14 protein-coding genes are annotated in these 17,464 nt (G+C 63.1%); 5 read left to right on the top strand and 9 right to left on the bottom strand.

Annotated features, from left to right (window positions below; translation table 11 throughout):
* Positions 1-35 precede the first annotated feature (35 nt).
* A complete protein-coding gene (locus HY852_RS04105) occupies positions 36-1,649 on the bottom strand; it encodes an acyl-CoA synthetase (RefSeq protein ID WP_291602859.1) in 1,614 nt (537 codons plus the stop codon).
* 201 nt (positions 1,650-1,850) lie between these two features.
* Here HY852_RS04105 and HY852_RS04100 point away from each other — a divergent pair, with 201 nt between their 5' ends.
* From HY852_RS04100 to HY852_RS04090, 3 genes are all read left to right on the top strand, one after another.
* Entirely contained in the window at positions 1,851-3,059 is a 1,209-nt protein-coding gene (locus HY852_RS04100) for an ABC transporter substrate-binding protein (protein ID WP_291602858.1), read from the top strand.
* Between the two features lie 128 nt (positions 3,060-3,187).
* On the top strand, positions 3,188-3,574 hold the full coding sequence (locus HY852_RS04095) for an MAPEG family protein (protein WP_291602856.1): 387 nt from the start codon (positions 3,188-3,190) through the stop codon (positions 3,572-3,574).
* Between the two features lie 147 nt (positions 3,575-3,721).
* Complete coding sequence (locus HY852_RS04090; RefSeq protein ID WP_291602855.1) at positions 3,722-4,657, top strand: hypothetical protein; 936 nt, start codon at positions 3,722-3,724, stop codon at positions 4,655-4,657.
* Between the two features lie 162 nt (positions 4,658-4,819).
* Here the strand turns inward: HY852_RS04090 and HY852_RS04085 are convergent, their stop codons facing one another.
* A complete protein-coding gene (locus tag HY852_RS04085) occupies positions 4,820-5,401 on the bottom strand; it encodes a carboxymuconolactone decarboxylase family protein (RefSeq protein ID WP_291602853.1) in 582 nt (193 codons plus the stop codon).
* A gap of 160 nt (positions 5,402-5,561) precedes the next feature.
* On the opposite strand from HY852_RS04085, the gene HY852_RS04080 reads away from it, so the two are divergent.
* Positions 5,562-6,524 (top strand): AraC family transcriptional regulator, encoded by a 963-nt coding sequence (locus HY852_RS04080; RefSeq protein WP_291602851.1) that lies wholly within the window; start codon positions 5,562-5,564, stop codon positions 6,522-6,524.
* A 237-nt stretch (positions 6,525-6,761) separates the two neighbouring features.
* Here HY852_RS04080 and HY852_RS04075 read toward each other — a convergent pair whose 3' ends face one another.
* The 3 genes from HY852_RS04075 to HY852_RS04065 form a co-directional block, all read right to left on the bottom strand.
* Positions 6,762-7,154, bottom strand: a complete 393-nt coding sequence (locus HY852_RS04075) for a hypothetical protein (protein WP_291602882.1) — start codon at positions 7,152-7,154, stop codon at positions 6,762-6,764.
* Between the two features lie 418 nt (positions 7,155-7,572).
* Positions 7,573-8,568 (bottom strand): hypothetical protein, encoded by a 996-nt coding sequence (locus HY852_RS04070; RefSeq protein WP_291602848.1) that lies wholly within the window; start codon positions 8,566-8,568, stop codon positions 7,573-7,575.
* A 23-nt stretch (positions 8,569-8,591) separates the two neighbouring features.
* Positions 8,592-9,752, bottom strand: a complete 1,161-nt coding sequence (locus tag HY852_RS04065) for a sigma-70 family RNA polymerase sigma factor (RefSeq protein WP_291602847.1) — start codon at positions 9,750-9,752, stop codon at positions 8,592-8,594.
* Between the two features lie 97 nt (positions 9,753-9,849).
* On the opposite strand from HY852_RS04065, the gene HY852_RS04060 reads away from it, so the two are divergent.
* Positions 9,850-10,902 (top strand): DUF6569 family protein, encoded by a 1,053-nt coding sequence (locus HY852_RS04060; RefSeq protein WP_291602845.1) that lies wholly within the window; start codon positions 9,850-9,852, stop codon positions 10,900-10,902.
* Here the strand turns inward: HY852_RS04060 and HY852_RS04055 are convergent.
* From HY852_RS04055 to HY852_RS04040, 4 genes are all read right to left on the bottom strand, one after another.
* Positions 10,834-11,427 carry a hypothetical protein gene (locus HY852_RS04055; protein WP_291602843.1) on the bottom strand — a complete coding sequence of 198 codons (594 nt, stop codon included), beginning with the start codon at positions 11,425-11,427 and terminating at the stop codon, positions 10,834-10,836. The two genes, HY852_RS04060 and HY852_RS04055, sit on opposite strands and share 69 nt — an antisense overlap.
* Positions 11,428-11,447: 20 nt before the next feature.
* Positions 11,448-12,686 carry a recombinase family protein gene (locus HY852_RS04050; protein WP_291602841.1) on the bottom strand — a complete coding sequence of 413 codons (1,239 nt, stop codon included), beginning with the start codon at positions 12,684-12,686 and terminating at the stop codon, positions 11,448-11,450.
* An 805-nt stretch (positions 12,687-13,491) separates the two neighbouring features.
* Positions 13,492-15,501, bottom strand: coding sequence for a DUF3363 domain-containing protein (locus HY852_RS04045; RefSeq protein WP_291602839.1), 2,010 nt, complete (start codon positions 15,499-15,501; stop codon positions 13,492-13,494).
* A 786-nt stretch (positions 15,502-16,287) separates the two neighbouring features.
* Entirely contained in the window at positions 16,288-17,352 is a 1,065-nt protein-coding gene (locus tag HY852_RS04040; RefSeq protein WP_291602837.1) for an IS110 family transposase, read from the bottom strand.
* Between the last annotated feature and the right edge of the window lie 112 nt (positions 17,353-17,464).

The raw sequence follows: 17,464 nt of genomic DNA, 5'->3' as shown, positions 1-17,464 counted from the left end.
CGGCGTCGCCCGCCCCCCTGTTTCGGGAAACGGCGTCATGTCGCGAAATTCTTCTGTATCGCCTTGTCGAGCGTTTCGCCGCCGACGAAGCGCTGGCGCAGTTCGCGCTTCAAGAGCTTGCCGCTCGGGTTCTTGGGCAGGCTGTCGACGAAGACGACGCGCTTGGGCACCTTGAAATGCGCCATGCCGGCCGCGCAATGCTTGACGACGGCCTCCTCGTCGAGCTTCCCGCCGCTCTTGACGACGATGATGGCGGTCACCGCCTCGATCCAGCGGGGATCCGGCAGGCCGACCACGGCGACCTCGGACACCGCGGGCAGGCGATAGATCATCTCCTCGACTTCGCGGCTGGCGACATTCTCGCCGCCGGTCTTGATCATGTCCTTCACGCGATCGACGATGGTGATGTAGCCGTCGGCATCGACGGTCGCGAGATCGCCGCTGTGGAACCAGCCGCCGGCGAACGCGGCCGCGGTCTTCACCGGGTCGTTGTAGTAGCCCGACAACAGATGCGGCGAACGGTGCACGATCTCGCCGACCTCGCCGACTTTCACGTCCAGCATCTCGCCGTTGACCACGCGCGTCTCGACATTGATCGCCGGCTTGCCGGCCGAGCCCGCCTTGCGCAGCTGGTCTTCGGGCTTGAGGACGGTGGCGAGCGGGGCGATCTCGGTCTGGCCGTAGAAATTCCAGAACTTCACCTTGGGCAGACGGCGCTGCAATTCCAGCAGCACCTCCACCGGCATGATGGAGGCGCCGTAATAGCCCTTTTCCAGGCTCGACAGGTCGGTGTTGTCGAACGCGGGCGAGCGCAGCATCGCGATCCAGATCGTCGGCGGCGCGAAGAAGGACGTGATCCTGTGCGCCTCGATCAGCGACAGGATGTTGTCGGGAACGGGCTTGCCGGTGATCAGGCTGGTGGCGCCGAGATAGACCGCGGGGCCGAGGAACACGTCGAGCTGCGCGCAATGATAGAGCGGCAGCGCGTGCAGGAAAGTATCCCCGGCCGCCATGCCGCCATCGATGATGCAGCTGACGTACTGCCACATGACAGCTTCATGGGTGAGGATGGCACCCTTCGGCAGCGATTCCGTGCCGCTGGTGTAGATGATCTGCGCCGGGTCGCGGCCGTCGACCGATGCCTCGAGCGCCGAGGCGTCACTGTTGAGCAGATCGTCGAACGTGGTCATGCCGCCGGGCGGCGTGGCACGGTCCTCACCCGGCAGCCAGATGAGCTTTTCGACCGCACCGCCCTTCGCGGTCGCCGCGCGCGCCGGCTCGACGAAATCCGGACCTGACGCCAGCAGCTTCGCGCCGGAATTGGCGAGGATGAAACTGATCTCGTCCGGGTTCAGCATGAAATTGATCGGCACCAGGATCGCGCCGATCCGTGCCACCGCGAACCGCAACGCCGCAAAGGCGTGCGAGTTGCGCGACAGCACCGCGACGCGATCACCCTTGCTGACGCCCAGTCCCTGCAATCCGCGGCCAAGCCGGTTGCAGATCGCATCCATCTCGGCAAACGTCCAGGTGACGTCGCCACATATTACCGCCGTCTTGTCCGGATCGCGTTTGGCAGAACGGCGCAGGAGATCGCCGATGGAGTGCTCCCGCGCTGCACGAATCGTGCTCGCGATTTCGTCGGCCATTTCCGTCCCCTGGAATTCGCGATCTTCTCATGACGCCCGGGTCAATCCGGGCTGCCTGTGGATCGATGCCAATCTTTGTTCGTGCAAGAGTAGTCATGGCCCCACAGCGCGTCAATCGCAGCGGATGCACGCAAGAAATTGCCGCTTTGCCCATCCAGATCTAACTGACCAAGAACAACCAATATTGCGAAGGAACCGCTCATGAGATCAATTGCACGCCTTGCTGCGGCGGCCGGCCTGTTGTCCGCCGTTGTCGCCGGCCCCGCATCCGCCCAGCAGGCGGCGCCGCTGAAGATCGGCGTGCTCTCCGACCTCTCCTCGGTCTATTCCGACATCGGCGGCATGGGTAATATCGAAGCCACCAAGATGGCGATCGAGGATTTCGGCGGCTCGATGTTCGGCAAGCCGATCGAGCTCGTCAGCGCCGACGTGTTCAACAAGGCGGACGTTGCCGCGGCACTGGCCCGCAAATGGTGGCAAAACGAAAACGTCGACATGATCATCGACCTGCCGACGTCGGCGACTGCCCTTGCGGTCATGGAGCTCTCCAAGCAGTTCGAGAAGATCATGATCGTCACGGATGCGGCGAGCTCCGACATCACGGGCAAGTCCTGCTCGCCCTACACCTCGCACTGGACCTACGACACCTATTCCAACGCCCACACCGTCGGCAGCGCGATCGTCAAGAACGGCGGCGACACCTGGTTCTTTCTCACCGCGGACTATCTCTTCGGCCACTCGGTCGAGCGCGATACTGCGGAGGTGGTAAAGGCCGCCGGCGGAAAGGTGCTGGGCAGCGTCAAGCATCCGCTCAACACGCCTGACTTCTCCTCCTTCCTGTTGCAGGCCCAGGCTTCGAAGGCGAAGATCATCGGCCTTGCCAATGGCGGCGGCGACACCATCAACGCGATCAAGCAGGCGGGCGAGTTCGGCATCGTCGCGGGGGGCCAGAATCTGGCGGCCGTCGTGATGTTCATCTCCGACGTACACAGCCTCGGGCTCAAGCTCGCGCAGGGACTCATCGTCACCGAGGCGTACTACTGGGACCTCAACGACAAGACCCGCGCCTTCGGCAAGCGCTTCTTCGAGCGCACCAAGCGCATGCCGACGATGAACCAGGCTTCGACCTACAGCGCGACGCTGCACTACCTGAAGGCCGTGCAGGCCGCCGGCACCAGGGACACCAAGTCGGTGATGGCCAAGATGCGCGAAATGCCGGTGCGCGATGCCTTCACCGACAACGGCGTCTTGCGCGAGGATGGCCGCATGGTGCACAGCATGTTCCTGTTTCAGGTCAAGAAGCCGGAAGAGTCGAAGGCGCCGTGGGACTACTACAAGGTGCTTGCCGAACTACCTGCCGACCAGGCTTTCCGCCCGCTGAAGGACGGCGGCTGCCCGCTCGTGAAGTAATCGGCGAGAATCGAGCCGACCGAGGCTTGAATCATCGCAAAGGTCAGGGCTAGCCTTGCCTCCAAGGGACCGCCGGGCAGCGAGAGCGCGTCATCTCGCTGGCCCGGCGGATCGTTGGGGGATTGACCATGAACATTGCCGTCACCTGCGCCGCGCTGCTGGGGCTGCTGCTCTTCGGCCTTGGGCTTTTCGTCTCCACCCGGCGCTTCAAATCGCGACAGGGCATCGGCTATGACCTGAGCCCGACCGACCCGCTGCATCGCGCAGTGCGCGCACACGCCAATACCGCCGAGTATGCGCCGTTCCTGGCAGTACTGTTTCTGTGGTTCGCAACCCGTCCGATCCCGGACTGGATTGCGGCGACCATCGTGGTCGCGACCGTGGCGCGCTACCTTCTGGTCGCGGGACTTTTGTGGGGCGGACGGCTCGATCGGCCAAACCCGGCAAGATTTCTCGGCGCGCTGCTGACGTATATCTGCGGGATGGTGCTGGCGGTGGGTTTGTTCGTCGTTTGACGCGAGCGAATATCCTCACAGCCACCAACATGAACCGTTGGGCGTCGTTCGTGCGACAAACGCTTCAGGTCATGCCGCGAAAGCCGCAATTCCAGCGAAGCGTTGCGGCGCGGTCTACAATCCTTTGTTGTTGCCGCAAGAGGCACTATGGTTCGACTCTCCATATTGACATGCCTGATCGCAGTTCTCGGCCTCACGATCGGCCTTGCTTTTTCGACCTATGCGCGCGCGGCAACGCTCCGTCTCACACTCGAGAAGGGGCAGGTGTACACGTGGGAATGGAAGATCTTCCGCAGCACCGAAACCGGCGGAAAGCCAAAACAGTCGCATGAGAGTTCGACGCCGGTTTCGCTACGGGTGCTGGACCGCACGCGGAACGGTTATCTGCTCGAACTTCAGAACGGGCGAACAGTGTTCGATCCGAAGCTGCAGCTGACCATGGCGGACCCGGCCATGGCCGAACTTCTCAAGTTCCTGGAGACCCTGAAAGTCAGGTTTCTGGTCACCAGGGACGGGGAGGTCGAGGAGGTCGTCAACTTCAAGGACGTCAAGGAGGCCGCTGGAAAGGTCGTTGACGCGGCCGCACCGACCGGTGCGCCAGACCGCGCCGTGTTGCTCCGCATTATCGAGCAGCTCACCGGCTCCAAGGAGTCTCTGAAGGTTCTCGCGCTCAGGGACGTCGGGCTGATGTTCTACGGAACGAATGTCGATCCCGGCATGAAGGAGCCTGCTGATTACGAGACGGAGCTTCCGAACGTGTTCGGCGGCAGGCCACTCAAGGCGACAGGACAATTGACCTTGAAGGCGGCTGATCGGAAGAGCAAGACGGCCGAGTTCGAGGTCGAGCAGAAGGTCGACAACGACTCGTTCCTCCGGATGATGAAGGACCTGGGCACGAAAGTCGGCAAGCAGGCGCCGAAGGGCGTGCTCGAGGACATGATGAAAAACGCATCGATCCGCGACAATATCAATGTCACCGTCGACCTCGACAGCGGGCTGGCGATCCACGCCAAGAGGGTGCGCACCTCAATGATTGCAAACACCGTGAAGATCGATCAGGTGGAACTCACGCTGCAGAAGTAGCTTCTTGCGGAGGCCGCCCCCTTCCACCGCGCTCGTCCGATTGTCGAACTCTGGCGTTCTCGTGGAATTCGTCTTGTGCCGCCAGGCTTGGCGCGCTGCAACGGCCCCGACAGGGCGGCCATCTCTCGCCGCCCTGCGCACCGCTCCACGAAAGATTGAAGATCACGCCGCCTTGGGTACGTCCCATCGATACGCCGCGAACACCTGATCCACCTCCGTGTGAAAGACATGGTTGGCGTAGTTGCTGATCGTCTTCACGGCGATGGCCAGAATGATGGCGAGCACGTGCTGCTCGCTGTAACCGGCCGCAAGAAATGCCTTCAGCTCCGCCGGCGTCGGCTTGCCACGGTTCGCCACCATGATGCGCGCGAACTCCGACAAGGCCTGGAGCTTCGCGTTCGGCAGAGGCTCTCCTGCGCGCAGCGCCTTCAGATCCGGCGCCGGCACACCGGACATCTTCTCGCCCACCATGCTGTGCGCGGCCATGCAGTATTCGCAGCCGTTTTCGCGACTGACGGTGAGGAAGATGACTTCCTGCTCAGCCGGTGCAAACCCGCCGTCGGCGCGGAAGTATTTATATCCCGTTAGATACGTTTCCAGCACGCTTGGTGAATTGGCCATGTTCGCGTACATGTTGGGAACAAAGCCGAGGGACTTGCGAACGCCGTCCATTGCCTCCCTCGCGCGCGGATCGGCCGCTTCGGACGTCATCTTGGCGAGGGTCAGTTTTGCAATCTCTTTCATCATCATGTCTCCAGTTGGTGCAGGCCTGGTCGGACAGAGGCATAGCCGACGTGGAGGGTATCGGTTGCCCATCCTGCTGCCGGCCGAAGCTAGCGGCGGTGCGCGTCGCGTCCCATGTCCGCAACACCTGAACTCATGTCCGGGAATCCGGGGGGCGAAAATGGATGCGCTGACTGCGCTCGCAAACGGACTTAATCTGCGGGCGAAGCTCGCCTATGCGGGCGGCGCGTGCGGGCAATGGTTGATGGACCACAATTCGGACCGGTCCATCTGGTTTCATCTGGTCGGCAAGGGCTGCGGCTGGGCACATTCTCCTGCATTGCAGGCGCCGCTCGAGATTTCAGAAGGCGATCTGGTGCTGTTCATGCCCCATGCCGCAAAGCACTTCCTGTCCTACAGCCCCGAGCACCTGCCCGCTGACATGAGCGGCACTCGCATCACCAAGTGGCGCGACGGCGACGTCGGCTTCGTCTGTGGAGAGATCGAGCTTGGAATTCCGCAGCCGCCGCTATGGCGTGCGTTGCCGCCGGAGATCATCATCCGCAGGAGCGATGCTGGGGACATCCTGGCGAGGCTGATCGAATTGATCGTCGCGGAATCGATTTCTTCATCATTCGGCTACGAATCCGTGATCGAACGCCTGTGCGACAGCTTGTTCATTCTTGTCCTTCGCCATTGCATCGAGACCGGGCAGGTTCGTGGCGGTGTATTCGCGGCCATGCAAGACAAGCGGCTCGCGGCGGCGCTCGAGGCAATTCATCTCGAGCCGTGGAAGCCATGGACGATCGCGGAGCTTTGCGCGCGGGCGGGGTTGTCGAGAACCGTCCTTGCCGAGAAATTCGCTGAACATATCGGCGCATCCCCGATCGAATATCTGACGAGCTGGCGGATGCAGATCGCGTCGCGCTGGCTCATGGAGCCGGCAATGACCATTGACCGCGTGGCCGAACGCTGCGGCTATGAATCCGCATCCGCCTTCAGCAAGGCATTCAAGCGTTCTCTCGGCGTTTCTCCGGTCGCCTATCGCCGGGGCTTGGGCGAAGCGCGTCATGCCGAAGCAGGCTTTCCCAACGGACACCTTGAGCCGGACGGCCGGGCTCCAGGCATCAGGAAGGATGCCTGACATTCAAGCCTCCAGCATTCCGAGAGAGCGAGATCGCCACCATCTGCACACGCTTGTTGTCGTACGGACTCGGATTTACGAGTCCGGCCAGCGCTTCTGATCCTGGCGATTTCGATTACGACGAGAGCCCCGTCGACCATCACGCTCGCGCCAGTATCGCTCGCATCGACTCGGCACAGGTGCAGCCTTGTGCGGAAAAGTCTGCTCGCACGCAGACAAACCCTTGCGGATCGCGCGTCAGTGGCGCGAGAACAGGTCGCGCAATTTGCACAGACTGGTCGTGATGTCGAAGCGCTGTTCAGGGAGAGCTTCGCCGGCGATGATGTGGGCAAGCGCGGTTGCCGGATCGGTCTCTCCCGTGAGCAGCACGTCAGCGCCCCGCTTCTTCATGTGGCGGATGAATCCGTCGCCGGCGCTGCCCGCAAGGATGATCTCGACCCCGTCGAGAGGATGCGGGCCATCGTCGCGGAAATAGTGCAATAGCTGATCCTTGCTCAGCTCGACGCGCGTGGGCGAAGGCAGCGGCTTGCCGGCGCGTTGATCCGTCAGATCGTACAATAGCCAGCACCGCGCCTGCCCGGCGTGGCCGCTGACGGCACTCCAATCCTTGGTGGCGACGGCGATCTTCATGCCCGGCCTTTTCAACTCGATCACGGCCGTGCGAATAGGCATGATGCGGGCTGGTCGGGCGATGATCTGGATCAACCATGACCCGCACCCGCCGCCTCGGAGCAGCACACAGCCGGCGCCGCCTTCGGTGGTCCTGGCAAATCTCTCCAAATGCGATGCTTGTGTCGCAACTGACGAAAGGACGGGCGCTGCGATGGTGGTGGGGCGTGATCCTTCGCAGCGCCCGTCTCCGCCGACGGACGCCTGGGGGGAGAGCGAAGCCGGCGCGCTGCCGCCTCAGCGAGGAGCTGCCGGAGGCGGCGTGATGGTCGTGGTCGGACCGTTTCAGCCCGACAAGGACTTTGACGGACAGCTCGAACTTTTCTGCCGAAGGATTTTCTTGCGGCGGCGCGGCCGACCGAGGCGCCTGGCGGGGCGACTAACGCCCTGCCGACGGCTTGGCGGGCAGGGCTGCAGGCGCCGAGCCGGCCGCAGCGGCGGGACGCTCAGCCGCTACGCCGGGCATCCGGTCCAGCCGATCGGCTTGCACCGACTCGCGGTCCGTCTTCATGGTGCCGATCTTGGCAGCGGCATCCGCAGCCGCCCGCGCCCGTTCGGCCTTTTCCAATGCTTCCTTGAGCGCGGTATCGACGAGCCGATTGCCGGGCGCGGAATTGCAGGCGTCATCGCTGTCGATTGGAGTCTTTTGAGCCCGGGCCAGCGAACGGCTTTCCTTTGCAGCGGACGCGCTGATCCTGGAAGATGGTTCGCATGGTTGCGACTCCGCCAGGATCGGCGGCGAGACGGCCGGCGGCGGCGTCAGGACAGCCGAAGGCGCCAAGACCGGCGAACGCGCGGCCGGCGCGCCCGCAGCAACAGCCGGACCGCTCTCGGGATTGGCTCTCTTCGCGACGGACGCAGGCGGATTTGCCAGTTGACCTGTCTCTTCCCAATAAAGGGACAATGCGGCTGCGGACGCGACCAGCATCACGGCGCACGCGCCCACGACTCGCCAGCGTTGCGCCGGCCGGAAGCCTTCCGCCACGCCCGACCACACGCTCCGGGCGGTGGCGCCGCCACGCGGCGCCCGAGCCTCCGCCGCGACCAGTTCCTCCACCAGATGGGCAGGCGCAGCCTGGGCCGATAGCTCGACGGCATCGACAAAGGCGAGCGCCGACTCGGCATCAAGGCGCGTCGCCCGATCGGCAAGAGCAAGGCGCGCGGCTTCGGAGTCCGAACCTGACAGCAGCGCGGCAAGGGCTGCGATCAACCGGTCAGCACTCATTTCGGCTGCCGCGTCGGTTCCGGTGGCCTCAACAAGCGCTTTGGCCGCCTCACGGCGCAAGGCCAGCAGCTCGGCCGAGCTCTCCGCCCGTCCGTCCAGCGGGGCCTCACACAGCGCCTCGATCAGGCTGGCTAATTCGCGCTTTTCCACGCTCGGAAACTCCTTGCCATCCGTTAGACGGACAGCCTCCACTTTTTTACCGCGTCCGTTTCGCTAATTTCTTCGCGCAATGTCTTTTTCACCCGCTGTGCCAGCTTATGGACGGTCTCGACCGGCAGGCCGGCCAGCCGGGCGATCTCCCGCGCCGGGTAACCGTGAAGCGCGTACTGCAGATATAGACGCTCGTTCGCATTCAGCCGAGGCAGCGCCTGCTGCAACACCGCCACGGCCTGCTCGAGAAGATTGGCCCCCTGTCCCTCGATCAGCCGGTCCTCGGGCGTGGGCTCCGCCCAATCCGAGGTGCCTCCGGCCACCACACTCTCGTCGGCGGCCGAGATGTCGACCATCCTGTCGGGGCCATAGCTCTCCGAGGAGTAGCCGGGCGGGAGCGCCGACCGGACCCGACTCATGGCCTCGTTGACCTCCGCTGCGGTGGGCTCAATCTCCGAGCGCGGGATGTGGGGCAGCAGGATGCGGTGGTCAGGCGCGAGCCGTTCCCAATAGAGCAGGCGGAAAACCGATTGATCCAGCGTTGACAGCCGCTGAATGGATGCCGGCAGGCGCCGGCGCGGCACGATGGTGCGGACGTAATCGACGACCAGGTTCTCGACGACCTGGAGAATGAATCCGGAAGGGCTGCCGCGGCCCGAATAGGCGCGAAGCTTTTGCAGGTCGTTCTTCAGCAATGCCTCGCAGACCGCCTGGTAGGCGTCTTCGCGGTTCTGCTGGTGGTCTTTCCCCGGCAGATTGCGCTGAATAATCCGCCTTATGTCTTCGGCAAAAAAGGCCTCGAAAGAGCGCCATCCGGTGTCGGCGTTGAGCGCCAGGAGCTTGACCACGCGCTCCGACAGCAGGTCTCGCACCACCAGCGCGGCGTACACACGCATCCGCGCCCGTCCGTCAAATCCCTTCAGGCGCGCGAAGCTGTCCGCGCGCAGGGCCGCCATCACCTCCCGGAATGCCGCTTCGGTGTCGGCCCCGCCGCGCGTGACGCGCAGACAGGCGGCCCACGCCAGGTCAGCAAGGGCTCGCGTCAGATTGGCCGCCGCTGCGGCTTCTCCGCGAAGGGCAGCTTCGAGAAGCTCTGCGTCTTGATCGGTCCGTGCAGTCACAGATCCCCCGGATACCTCCGTCGCGCATGATGACAGGCGGACGGCATCGGATTTGAAGTCCACTGTCAATTCCGATCGAGGCGAAATTTCTGCACCTGCCCGTCTAACGCTCTGACACGAGGTCCGCCCGGTCCATTGGCGGTAAATGAAGGAGCACTCGATGACCAGCAGATGGAAGATTGTCCTGATCGCACTCTCATTATGCTTGCGGCTCGCAAGCGCAGCCTATGCAGAAGACAGTGGTCCCGGCGACTACCGCCTGTCCGATCCGGTGGTACATGGCAATCTTGCCATCTATTTCGTACACGGCCAGTCGCGCAGCGGACCGGTGCCGCTCACCCTGCAGGAGGCGCTGGCAAAGAAAGTCGTGACCGTGCGCGAGACCGGACAGGTCAACGAGTTGCAGGTCGAGAACACCGGGGCCGAGGAAGTCTTCATCCAGGCCGGCGACATCGTGAAGGGCGGCAAGCAGGATCGCGTGCTCAGCGTCAGCCTGCTGCTGCCGCCGCACTCCGGTGTAATTCCGATCGACTCCTTTTGCGTCGAGAGCGGACGATGGTCGGCCCGCGGACGCGAAGACGCGCGGACGTTTTCCAGCGCGAACGCCAACCTGCCGTCCCGCACCGCCAAGCTCGAGATGGCCGGCGCAAAGGAGCCGAAGAGTGACGCCAGGAATGCCCCGGTCGGTTCGCGACAGCGGCAGATCTGGAAGAACGTCGCAGAGATCCAGAGCAAGCTGTCGAGCAAGCTTGGCGCGCCGGTCACGGCGCCGCAGTCGCAAACGAGCCTCGAGCTGACGCTCGAGAACGACCGCCTTGCGCGCGAGCAGTCCGAATATGTTGCGGCGCTTCAAGACAAGGGCGAGCAGGGCGGGGACATCGTCGGCTATGTGTTTGCGGTGAACGGCAAGATCAACAGCGCCGATATCTATCCGTCCAACGGACTGTTCAGGAAGATGTGGGCCAAGCTGCTGCGCGCCAGCGTGACCGAGGCCATCGGCGAGCGCGATGCCGCCAATGCGGCGACGCCGCCTTCCGTTGATGCGGTCAACGGGTTCATCGCCGGCGCGGAGAAGTCGAAGACCGTCGAAACGCGAACCAAGGAGAAGTCGGTGATTGGCGTCAAAGAGAACGCCGACGTCATGTCACTGGTGTCGCGCCCGGCTGCCGCCGGCCCGGAGGCCTGGACACACCGCAGCTACATCGCGAAGTGAGCAACAGGTACAGAGGATAAAGATTCCGGAAGTGCGAGCGAGTTCAGCCGCGCTTCCGGCCCAAGGCTTCGGTTGTGGAGGACAAAAAGCCGCTCTGATGAGCGGCTTTTTGATTTTGGTGCTGAACGAACGGCACTCTATTTGGTTGCGGGGACCTGCAAGCGCGTTTGTTATAACTCCAGGTTTTGGAGACCTCGGACGACCCGCGACACAGTCAAGAATGGCCATCAACTCGCCGCGTAGTATGGCGTGGGTCTCACCTCGTTTATCGCCTGGCGTGATCACCACCTCGCCAATGAGCGAGCGGATGTCCTGGCGGGCCTCCCCGTCGGACCCCGGCTCGGCCAACGTTTCCGCAAGGCGGATTACCTTGGCGCGGTAATGCTCCGCGATATTCGGATGCACATCTGGCAGATCTGCCGGAGCTTCGGAAAGCCGAGCCTCGATCTCGGCTTTCTGCTGCATCAGCTCAATCATCCTCGCCTTCATAACTGGTTGGTACATGCCATCCTCGATGGCTTCCATGATCCCTTTAATGCTCCTCTCTATCTTCTCAAGGGCGCGGCGGCTCGCTTCTGCTTGTACTCGCCGTTCATGGTTCTGGCGGTTGATCTCCTCGGCATAGGCACGCACTGCGGCCGCCACGGCCTCGGGCGATACCAACTTGTCAGTAAGTCCCGCCAGCACGCGCGCTCAATGTCATCGCGGCGAATGGTACGGCCATTCTGACAGGTTCCCCTGCGGAAACGACTGAGACAGCCGTAGCGATCGTTGACGATGATGCCATATTTGCCACCGCAGCATCCGCAGGTGAGCAGGCCCGACAGAAGGAAAGCCGGGCGGCGCAGCCGGTTCAGCCGCTCTGCGCGAGCGGCACGGACGCCGTTGGTGGTTGCCTCGAACTGCTTCGCAAGCTCGGCTTGACGCAACTTCACGCGCTGCCATAGCTCGTCGTCGACAATGCGTAATCCCGGCACCTCGGTTCTGATCCATTTGGCCTCAGGATTCGGACGCGACACACGCTTGCCAGTATTCGGGTCCTTGATGAAGCGCTGCCGGTTCCAGACCAACACGCCGGCATAAAGCTCATTGTTGATGATGCCGTTGCCCCTGCAGGCGTGTCCCCGGATCGTCGTATCTCCCCAGGAGCGGCCGAACGGGCCGGAAATGCCATCCCGGTTGAGATCAGTCGCGATGGCGCGTGGCGACTTTCCTGCTGCGAACTCCCGGAAGATGCGGCGAACGACGGAGGCCTCGGCGTCATTGACCTTGCGTTCGCCCCGAACCGGCTCGCCCTCGCTGTTGGTACGTTTCACCACGACGTAGCCGTAGCAGAGCCCGCCGCCCGCCTTGCCCTTCTCCACACGTCCCCGCAAACCTCGATGCGTCTTGGCGGCGAGGTCTTTCAGAAACAGCGCATTCATCGTGCCTTTGAGGCCGACATGGAGCTCGGAGATTTCGCCCTCGGCGAGGGTCACGATCTGCACGCCGGCAAAACGGAGATGCTTGAATAGCGTAGCCACGTCAGCCTGATCGCGCGAGATGCGATCCAGCGCTTCGGCGAGCACGATATCGAACCGGCTACGCTGAGCATCCTGCAACAGCGACTGGATGCCCGGCCGGAGAATGACGCTGGCGCCGGAGATGGCGGCGTCTTGATAAGAATTGACGACCTGCCACCCCTCCCTGCCCACGTGCTCACGGCAGACGCGAAACTGATCCTCGATCGAGGCCACGCTCTGATTGTCGGTCGAATAGCGGGCGTAAAGCGCAACCTTGAGCATGACGTTTCCCCCGGATCAGCCTAGTCACATCGATTCTACAATTTGCACCGCCGTCATGACGCTGGTCTTTCCAACTGCGTCTACCCACTTTGCTCCGGAGGCTAACCATCGCCTGCAAATGAACCGAGTAGATGAAGTTGTAGGTAGAAAAACTGTCTCTATCGTGGCGACGGTTCGTTGTCATTGGCGGCGACCGGCGGCTTAACCTGTTCACGAGCAAGCTGTCGGCCGATAGCTGCTGCAATCCGCAGAATGCGTGGGTCAGGCGACTGACCTGAGCGCGATCCATTGTCATCGGCCGGACGAGTACCTTCGCTTTCGTCTTCCGCTGCCATGCCGACGCTCCCTCATTACGTCCATCGAACGAACAGCAACGAGCAAACACAGAACGGGAGTCGGGAAGTCGGGCCGTCGTAGCCGAGCGCAAAAATGCTTGCTGCCGGCGATTCTGCTCATTAGTTGCCAAGATCCCGAAACGGATGGATCGGACCGGTTCTCGCAGAAAGGGCGATATCGTCACCCGAATCCCGTGCCAGGATGAGGAAACGTTCCGTTTCCCGTTAAGCCTTGAGCGCTTGCCGAGCCACTGCCGGGCCGGCGGCGCTCGGTCAAGGCCAGCGCCGCGAAGCGGGGGCGCGGGACGCGCCAGCCTTGACGGAGCGACGGCGGCCTGGCCCCCTGAAAGGAGCGCAGGCTCTCATTGAAGACCATCGAGTGGGAAGGTGTTCTGCGGCTGAGGGTCCTTCGGATGCAGGCTCGCACGAATGCGCTTCGAATCGCTGCTTGCGAAACCGCTGCCTCGATGTCACAGGCTGAGCCCCCGTTTCCTTCCGAAGCTCCACTCAACGCCGCCGTCTTCCCGTTGAAGGCCCGCGATGTGCTGGCCGATGCGCTTGTCGAGCACGGGCTGCCACGGCACTAGCTGGAAACCGAGCCCATTCTCGATCATGGCAAAGCGGCCACTGACGAGGCTGGCGACACCGGCAAGGCGGCCACTGATGTACTCGCCCGCATTGGTCGGCGCGTACGTCAGACCGCGTTCTCGCGCCATCTGCTCGCCGACGCGCGCGACCTCCCGTCGCTCCAGGATCGCCACGGTGTGCGCTGGAACGCGGATGTTGCCGTCCTTGGCCGTCGCGAGGCCCATCTCGGCAAGTTGCTGGGCGCGACGATTGATCGCTTTGCTCACCTCGCGGCCAAAGCCGCTGTCGCTGATCCCGGTACGGCCGCGAGTGGTCATCTCGCGGTCGAGCCAGGTCGCACTGTCACTGCCGATCTGCTGCTCGAGATTGAGGGCCGACAGCGTTCGTACTCTGAGCCCGTCGCCGCCCTGGCTGAGATCGCAAGCCTGCCCCCGTTCGACGATGTCCTTGGGGATCTTCCAATGATCGGCATCGATCCGCTCGACCTGCCCGGCCCGCCGCAGGGCCTCCAGCCGGCGGACGTGGGAGCGGACATAAGCCTCGGGATCCTTGCCCTGCTGCTCAAAGCTGTCGCGAATGCGCTGAAGGTGCCGGCTCGGCCGGTACACGCCATCGGCTTCTGCGGCATTGGTTGCGATATTGCGGTCGGCGGGTCTGGGGCCGGAGACGACCGGGGCAGCCTCAACGATCATGTCCCGGCCGACCTCCTCGATCCGGGCTGGGTCCTTGAACTCCAGGTGATGGACCCGGCCATCGACGCCGTCGACGACCAGATAGACCCGCTCGCCCATCTCGTCCCCGGCCAGGCCTTTGGCCAGGACCCGGCCGACGATCGTTCGGCCTGAGCCTTCGCCGTGAAGGGCGAACTGGCCGACACCGCGGGCCTCGTCGAGACCGTTCCGGGCGAGCGCCCGGTGGATGGTCTTGATGACCTCGTTGCGCTCGCCCAGCGCCTTCAGGGTCGGCTCGGCGCAGTCCGAGACCACCCACCTTCCCGGCTCGAGCTCGGTGGCAACGCCGAAGCCTTCCAGTTGCCTGACCCGGCCGATCATCAGATGGCGGTTCTCGCGGACCAGCCAGCTCGCGCCTTCCCTTGGCCGCAGGTCGATCACCCCGTGCTCCTGCTGTTCATTGAGGAGCATCTTGTCGAGACGGGTCAAGCGCTCCGCCCCGACCTCGTTTTGCAATTTGGCCTGAAGCTCGATCTCGCTCTGGTGACCGAGCTCCCGGGTGACAAGTTCGCTGGCCCGATGGCGGATGCCATGGGCGATGTAGTCGCCAGCGATGTTGAGGATTCGGCCGTCATCGAGGACGCCACGGACGATGACGTGGGTGTGGGGATGGCCGGTGTTGTGATGGTCGACCGCGATCCAGTCGAGCCGGGTAGCGAGGTCCAGCTCCATCTGGCGTATGAGGTCACGGGTGAAGCTGCGAAGGTCGGCTATCTCGTCGGCATCCTCCGGCGCCACGATGAAACGGAACTGGTGGCGGTCGCCCCGGCCCCGCTCGACGAAGGACTTGCCGTCGGCCTCGCTCTCGAATGCGGAATAGGCCTTGCCCCGTTCGCCGTCCCGGGTGACCCCATCCCGTTCGAGGTAGCGCAGATGGGTATCCACCGCCCGACTTGTCGTTGTCCGCACCTTGGGCCCGCGCGCGCCCTGCCGTCGCGGATTGAGCCGGACCACCCTTGCTTTGACCACCACCCGTCGCGCCCGGAAGCGGCCCGCGGAGTCCCTTTGCCAGCCACCGTCCCCACCCTCCCGAGCAAACGCGGCGACGACCTTCGCACCGCGGCCGCGGGCATTGAACCGGCCTGTCCCTGCCCGTTCCCGGCCGCGCCTCCAGTGCGTAACAGCGCCGATCCGACGGGGATCGCCGCCCGACTTGCGCACGGCGATTTCGACCTGCTTGAAGAACGGCTGCGTCCGCGGATTGACCCGTGTCCCGCCGCCGCGGGACCGCCCAGGCCTCACCCGAAAATGCTCACTCTCATCTCGTGCCATCACGCGACGATTGGCACCGAAATGAAGCGCTACAAGAGCTATCGGGAATCAATCGCGTCAAATCGCATCAACGCGCATGATTGCGAACAATCGGCGGCGAGTCCTCCTCACGCACGTTGCGAGCGCCATCGCCTGGAAGGTTGAGATCAAACGCAGAAATCTCTGCGCAGACAGCCGCGCACCTTGCGCGGTGCCGTTCAGACGTCGCCGCAAATTGCAAAAACCAATGTGCAGACAAACCCTTTCCGACCGAAGGGAGCGCGGATCAAAGATCCGCTTTATCTTGCCTTCCTAATCGGGCGGGCAAAGTCAACTCATTCCTACGCTTTTCTTCGACTTCTCGCACAATACGCATCGCTGCTTCCCTCCATCAACAACGCACGAGCTTCACCACAGCCGCGACCGCGACGTGCATTCACCAGGCGGGGTCCATGCGTTCCTTCGCGTTCAGCACTTGCGCCGTCGCATGCTCTTCCTCAGGTTCGTAAACAGGGCTGTCCAAGCAGTCAGGCGCTCTCGTCCCCGAAGGGCGGCAGCAGGCAAGAGATAGCGGACATTCCCCGTTTCGCGGCCCCGCCAGGGGACGCTCACCGCGCGCGCGGATCTCTAATGTCTGATCCTCCTCAACGTGCTGGGTGCAAACCCAGCGCTAATCCGTCGTCGTCTGCGCATCAGTCACTGTGCCGGTTTCAATCGCAACCGCTGCGTGACCTTGGCACCAAACCCGACGTGGAAGTCAGTCTCGCTGACCCACATCCGATGCAAGATGCTCGCTAGCTTGCGCGCAACGGCGACGATCGCGCAGAGCATGCTCGACCGCTTCGCGATCCGCAGACCCCAGGCGCGCAATGCGGACCATGTTCTGACGCGCAGCAGAAGGCTTGCTGCGGCCTCGCAAAGCGCCTCTCGAACAGCAACGTCCCCTTGCTTGGTTATACGCCCTTCGAAGTCGATGGACGTTCCAGACTGGTGTCGCCTCGGCGTCAAGCCAAAATGGGCGCCTACCGTTCGCGATCGCGCAAAACGCCGCGGGTCATCGACTCCGACCTTGAAGGAAAGCGCCGCAATCGGGCCGACGCCGGGCACCGTCATCAGACGCCGGCACACCGGATCATGTTGAACGGCCAGCAAGACCACCTTGTGCAATCTTTCGAAGCCTTCGAAGATGGCCCGTCGGACATCTAACATGGCTTCGATGGTCATCACGAAGATCGGATCGCACCGCTCGAGCAGCTCGCGGACGCGCGCTTCGTAACCGCCTCGGCCGACTGTTCCAACCAGCAAACCATAGGCCCGGAGCGCGCCACGAATGTGGTTTTCGATGTCGATCAACTTGCGCTTGAGCAGCTTTCGATGCGCCAGCAACGTGCGCATCTTCTGCATCTCCATGTTCTTGACATGGACAGCGCGGTACCAGCCCAGCCGCATCATCTGTGCAATGCCGCGCGCATCGTTTCGGTCGGTTTTGTTGCGCATTGTTGACAGCGAAACCCGCATGTGGCGCGCTTCGACGACAATGATCGGAAGCCCGGCTGGGCTGAGTTCGCGGTAAAGCCAGATGCCAAGCGATGATGCCTCGACTCCCACTCTCTCCAGGCGATCCGCGTAGCCCTCAAGAGCGGAGCGGATTGCCGTTGGCTCGGTGCTCACTTTGACTTCGCGAATAGTACGTCCTTCGCTGTCGATGATGCAGACGCTTGTTTCCTCAAGACCGACGTCCAATCCCACAAAATATGTCATCGGAGCTCTCCTGTGTGGCAACGACTGCCTAAGTCGTTGCACCGGGCTCCGGATTCGGCCACCAGGCGGCTATCCCCGTGCACCGCTTTCTCGGAGCCCGATAAGAAGAGCC

Origin of the sequence: Bradyrhizobium sp., assembly GCF_016213215.1 — a bacterium.
Lineage (GTDB): Bacteria > Pseudomonadota > Alphaproteobacteria > Rhizobiales > Xanthobacteraceae > Bradyrhizobium.
Note: the sequence above shows the minus strand (reverse complement) of the source record. Positions and strands in the feature narration are given on the sequence as shown.